The organism is Saccharothrix deserti, assembly GCF_009769385.1.
Taxonomy (GTDB): Bacteria; Actinomycetota; Actinomycetes; order Mycobacteriales; family Pseudonocardiaceae; genus Actinosynnema; species Actinosynnema deserti.
Map to the genome: position 1 here is coordinate 1 of NZ_VKAB01000116.1, position 5,638 is coordinate 5,638.

General features: G+C 70.0%; 5 protein-coding genes. All 5 read right to left on the bottom strand.

Features of this window, described 5'->3' with window-relative positions; genetic code table 11:
* Window positions 1-190: 190 nt before the first annotated feature.
* Entirely contained in the window at window positions 191-703 is a 513-nt protein-coding gene (locus tag FM051_RS49520; protein WP_158854873.1) for a hypothetical protein, read from the bottom strand.
* Window positions 704-909: 206 nt separating this feature from the next.
* Window positions 910-3,420, bottom strand: a complete 2,511-nt coding sequence (locus FM051_RS49525; RefSeq protein WP_158854875.1) for a hypothetical protein — start codon at window positions 3,418-3,420, stop codon at window positions 910-912.
* Window positions 3,421-3,432: 12 nt separating this feature from the next.
* Window positions 3,433-3,702 (bottom strand): hypothetical protein, encoded by a 270-nt coding sequence (locus FM051_RS50275; protein WP_162470816.1) that lies wholly within the window; start codon window positions 3,700-3,702, stop codon window positions 3,433-3,435.
* Between the two features lie 269 nt (window positions 3,703-3,971).
* Window positions 3,972-4,739 carry an SDR family oxidoreductase gene (locus tag FM051_RS49535; RefSeq protein ID WP_158854879.1) on the bottom strand — a complete coding sequence of 256 codons (768 nt, stop codon included), beginning with the start codon at window positions 4,737-4,739 and terminating at the stop codon, window positions 3,972-3,974.
* Window positions 4,740-4,886: 147 nt separating this feature from the next.
* Entirely contained in the window at window positions 4,887-5,414 is a 528-nt protein-coding gene (locus tag FM051_RS49540; RefSeq protein WP_238413260.1) for a carboxymuconolactone decarboxylase family protein, read from the bottom strand.
* Between the last annotated feature and the right edge of the window lie 224 nt (window positions 5,415-5,638).

Sequence of the window (5,638 nt, forward strand, 5' to 3'; positions counted from 1 at the left end):
GCGGCAGTGGTCCGTAACCGCCTCAAACGCATGCAGTATCGACCCGACCTGCTCGACGGGTTCATCGCACAAACCGGACTGATCACGACACCACCGTGACGTCACCCCGAACCGAAAAGGTCAGTAAATCACCCGATCGGGGGAGGCGGAGGTCGGCTTCGACCAGGGTCGCGGTGGGATGTGGGTCTGGTCATCGTGCAGTGGCGGTCTGGATGTGCTGTACGAGCTGACGAGCGTCGTGCGTGAGGCCGGTGATGGTGACTTTTCCGCCACCGATGAGCCGGATGGCGCAGTTGATGTCACCGCCTGCCCACCGGGCGAGGGCGGTGTCCTTGCCCGGCCTGACGACAACATGGTCGACGTCCGCCCACGTGAAGGACTGAGACCGGTTGGCCCGCGAATACCGCAGACCGTTCTCGTGCAGCTGGAAGACCTCGCCGCGGTGCGTGAGGAACCAGACCCCGATCCCGACGCCCATCAGCAGCGAGCCGAGGCCGAGCCCGACCACGAGGCTCGGCAGCAACAGCGGATCACCGGCGGTCCTCACCTTCCCGCTGCGATCGGCGACCATCGCCCAGAACGCGACACCGGGCACCGTCACGACCGCGCCCACGAGCAGCAGGATCGCCGACGTCCAACCGCGGCGCCGATTGTCGGTGCGATACGTCGCCGTCACCGAACCCAGTTCCGCCTCCGCAGCCACCCCAACCCCCTCGCTCGCGACAGTCACCCCGCGCCTGAGGCACGCTATTCGCGCACGGCGGGCGATCGCGGGGTGCCGGCATCAAGCGGCCATCGGGGTGGACGTCTCGCATGAATGAGCAGTGGTCACGGTTTGCGAGCGCTGCTGTTGGGGTTGGCGACGTTGTCGCGGTTGCCTGCACCACACTGCCTGACCCGCGGCGAGCTCTACGACGAACGGATCGCCTTCCCGCCCGTCACCGCCCTCGAGAACCCGATGCCGTGACGGGTGGGTCGGGCACGCAGTCGCAGCGGGTCGACGCCGGTGAGGTCGGCGAGGGTCCGGGTCGCGGCGGACAGGCTGTGGTACCGCAGGTCGGTGAACGGACGGATCCGGTGGGTCGCGCGGGTCGCGGCGGTGGCCTCGTTCGTGAGTCGCCGGATCCCGATGTCCCACCATTCGGCGTCGACGAGGTTCCGCGCGGTCGGCGTCGCGCCGGGTGCGAGCGGGATGTGGCGGTACATCGTGCCGCGGACCCGCCAGAGCAGGGCACAGGCCTCACCGAGCGTGCGGGTCCGCAGCACGGCCGCGAGGGTGTCGCGGATGCGGGTTGCGATGTCGTCGGGAACAGCGGCGGGCAGGATGTTGCGGGCGTAGTCCAGGGCTTCGTGGACGAGCAGTTGCACCGTGGTCGCGCGCAGCTCGCAGGCGCGACGGTGGTGCTCGTCGTCGGAGTCGGTGTCCACGTCGGCGGTTGCGTCGAGCAGTCGGCGGGTCAGGTGCTGCTCCACCGTCGCGGCGGCGTGTTCGGGGTCGTGGCCGTAGGGCGGGTAGTGCCCGATGAGCAGTGGGTCGGCGACCTGTGGACGATCCCGGTCGTCGGCGGAGTGCCCGGCTGCCTCGGTCTGGTGGTGCTCGTCGGGGGACGGCAGGGTGAACGCGTCGGGAGCGCCGGCGGGGTGTACGCGCAGCAGCCCGCTCTCCCGCGCCAGCGACAGCCACGAGGGCAGCAGGTCCCTCGGCGCCGCCGGGACGGGTTGGCGTCCCAGCGGCAGCAGCCTGCCGCGATCACCCTCACCGTGCCGCAGAATGCCCAGCACGAGCAGTTCCTGCCGGATGCCGGCGGCAGGGAGGGGTTCCTGCGGTGCGCACGTGACTGGGAACCACCGCAGCAGGGCGACGCGTCGCGGATCCCCGGCGGCCGCGACGCCCTCCGTGCCGGCCGCTTCGAGTACCAGGCGGACCGTCAGTTCGAACGTGGGAGTGCAGGTGCGGCAGCGCACCGCGCGTCCGGCCAGCGCGTCGGCCAGGGCGCCGTGTGCGGTGAGCACGAGCGGCCCGTCGCAGGTAGCGCACCGGTACCGGGCGGGGGCCGTGGCCTCGACACCGGCGCCGGCGATGTGATGCGGCTCTCCCGGAACCGGGGCGACCGCCTCGGCCTGCTCCGTCCAGTGCGGACCGCCGGACAACGTCGTGCCGTCGAGGCGCCAGTAGGCGCGGCCGAAGGCGACGAGCGCGTCCGGCGCGTCGGGTCTGGCCTTCACCTCCAGGTCCACTGGTTCGAGCACCTCCCGGACACCTCCCGGTCGCAGCGCTGCTCTCCACTGGCGTGGGTGCCCGATCGGGTGATGCAGGACGGTCGTGGTCGCCTCGACGCCAGGCGACGGCCATGACGACGCCGTGGTCTCCGATCGGATGGCTCGCTCCGGGTCCGCGGCCGGGTCCGCAGTCGGGGTCGTCGTCGGTGTTCCCGTCGGCACTGGGGGCGTCGCGTCAGCGGGTGCGGGTTGGGCGGGTGCGGGTTCGGCGGATGTCGCCGGTGGGCGCCGTGCGCGCAGGTCGATGTCGTTGTTCAACAGGAAGATCATCGGTTCGACGGGGAGGTCTTCTTCGACTGCCCGCACCATGTAGTCCAGTACCCGTCGGCCTTCGCTGCTCATCGGTGCGTCGGTGTCCGGTGTCCGGGTGGTGATCGCCTCCAGTGCCGCCAGTTCCGCGCGTGCCCTCGCGGCGCGCACCGCACCGCGCAGCCTCACCACCGACTGGGGGGTCGGGCTGCCGTGTTGGGCGAGGATCTCCGCGACCGCACGGCGCACGGCCGGATCGTCGGCGACGACCTTCCCACGTCCGACGAGGCCGCACACGCACCGGCTGGTCGATCTGCGCCTGAGCGGGTGGCGTGTGTCCTCGGAGGTCGGTGGCCGGGTTCCTTGCGGGGCCAGGCTGTCCAAGGCCTCCTCGCGTCGGTGTTGCCGTTGCCGTACCGCGTCCACCGGGTTGCGTCGGAACGCCCGTGCCTGCGCCGTGGTCTGTTCGCGGGCCTGTTGCCCCGCCTCGCTCAGCGGCCCGCGTGCCCGTGGAGCGGCGGTCTCCGCATTGCGACGGTGGATGCGCCACCACCGACCCAACGTCATGCCCGGCAGGGGAGGGGCGGCGCGGTCGGCCGCGGTGCCGCTGTCGTCGAGCCACGCCCGCAGCCGCTTTTGGAGGAGTTCGTGCGGCTCGTCGGTTTCCCGCCGGTCGAGCCGCAGCGTCCCGGACGGGGTCGGGTCGACCGCACGAAGCACGGCGTCGACGCACCAACCGGCCTCGAACCAGGGCGACAGGACCTGACGGAGTTCCCGCCGATCCGCACGGGGCCAGCCGGCTCGCAGGCACAACGACTCGATCGCCGTCTCGACGTCCTGTTCGCTGCTCGGAACGACGCGGCCCGGCCAGTGTTGCGGATGAATGAGCACGGCACGATCCCCTCACCCCCGTGCAGCGACCGGAAAGTCCTCGATTCCCGGGGTTCCGCGTGACGAGCGCACGGACGGGGACGCGCAGCCCGACATCCATAATCGACGGCCTGCACCGCTCCACGCGGTCGCGGGCACCGACACGCCGCCATGTCCCACGATCGGGTGGACCAGAGCCGACGGAAGCCCTTGTCCGTCCATCTTCGACGCGTCGTCGACCGGCGGGTGGATGTGCTGGTTGATCCGCTTCTCGACCTCCTTGCCGTCGGCACCGGAGGCCATCACCCTGTGGTCCCAGCCGGGGGCCCACTCGTCGACACCCTGTTCGCCGGTCCCGATCTCGCTGGTCGCACGCCGCCAGCCGAGGGCTGTCCGCCACCTCGGGCAGCCCTCGGCCGTTCGTCTGCGGCACCAGACAGGAGCAGGCGGACCGGCCGACTGTCGATTGCCTGGACCTGCTCGGCCGGTAACGCGCCGGTGGGCCCGGACCGGCGCATCGACGGCAGGTGCACCGCCGTGACCCCAGCCTGTGGAAATCGGCTCCGACCGGGTCAGGGCTGGGTGCCGAGCCACTCCTGGAAGGTGGGGCCGGCGAGCTTGGCGTGAGGGCTGGGCAGGAGCCCGCCACCGGCGGCGTACTCGGCATCGGGTACGTCGAAGTTGTCGACGCCGACGACCTTGATGTTCCGGCGGGCGCCGAGGAGTTCGGCCACGTCGGCCACGGTCTCCTCGCGGGGCCCGGCGATCTCGGGGATCGGCGTTCCGGGAGTGGGCTGAGCGGGCGCGTCGGGGTCGGTGGCCAGGTCGACCAGCTCCTCTGCCACGGTGCGAGCAGCCACGAACTGGCTGGGCCAGGTCGGGATGTAGGCGACGTCGCCTTGCTGCCAGTCCAGGAGTTGACCGACGAATTCGTGGAACTGCGCGGCCCGCAGGATGCGGACGGGGAGGAGATCGGACAGGTGGACCTCCTCGTGCACCTTCTTGGCGGCGCCGAAACCGGCGGTGGCCTTGTCGATGCCGATGATGGACGCCACGGTGATCTGGGCGACTCCCGCCTTCTGTCCGGCCTCGTGCAGGTTGCGGGCCGACGTGCGGAAGAACTCCGTCGCCGCCTCCTGCTCGGAGGCGTGCCACGACGCGACGTCGATGATGACTTCCACCCCGGTGAGGGCCTCGGCGAGGCCCTCACCGGTGATGATGTCCACGCCGGTGGCTCGGGACACCGGCACGACCTGGTGCCCCCGTTCAGCGAGGACGTCGACGACGTGGCGTCCCAGCCGCCCGGTCGCTCCTGCCACTGCGAACTTGCTGGTGCTCATGTTCCATGCCTTTCTTTGGTGCTGAATGGTGTCTCATCGGTACGACGACACAACAGCTCGGAACAACCCGTTGCCGCCTGATCCCCGTTCCGAATTCCTTTCCGAACCTCCGGAAATCCGGGTGCCGTTGACGGAACCTGTTGAGCGTTACTCGCTGTAATTCTGACCGGGGGGCCTACCGGGGATCGGCTTGGCGATGAGAGCGGCGGGGGTGAAGAAGCCGATATGAGCGATCGCCATGATGAGCGACCACAGCGCCTTGTCGTCGTAGTGCGCGGACGCCTTGGCGTGCAACTCGTCGGAGACGCGCTCCCCGAACGGGTTCGGGGAGAGGACGGCCTCCACGAGCTCCAGTGCGACCCGTTCGGCGTCGGTGAAGTAAGGGGCGTCCTGCCATGTCGCCACGGCGGTGATGCGCTCCTCTGATTCCCCGGCCTTGCGGAGGTTGCCGGTTTCCCGAATGGTGAAGTACGTGCTGCCGAGGATCTGCCCGGCGCGGAGCTGCAACAGGCCGATGGTGGTCTGTGGAATCGAACCGTTCCGGATGGCCTTGTGCAAGCCTTCGGCGATTCCTGCCATCTCGGGGACGAACTGGAGGGGATTGGGCATACGCGACCGCAGGTTCTCCTGCTCGGCCGTCGTGGGTGTGGACATGGCGAGGTCTTCCCTTCGCAAGCTCTCAAGCTCTCAAGCTCAACTCGTGGTGCTACGTGCCGCCCGGATCGTTCGCGCGGCGTCCCGACGAACACGAGACGCCGGTGACCCGATCCCTGTACTACATTCCGAGATCATGTGGCAGCGGGTCGCCGCGCCGGCGGTAATGACTGATCAGGGCCCTGCTCAGGTGGACCTGGCGCCATAGCGCACGGGTGATCGCGGCGCCGACATCGACGACGCGG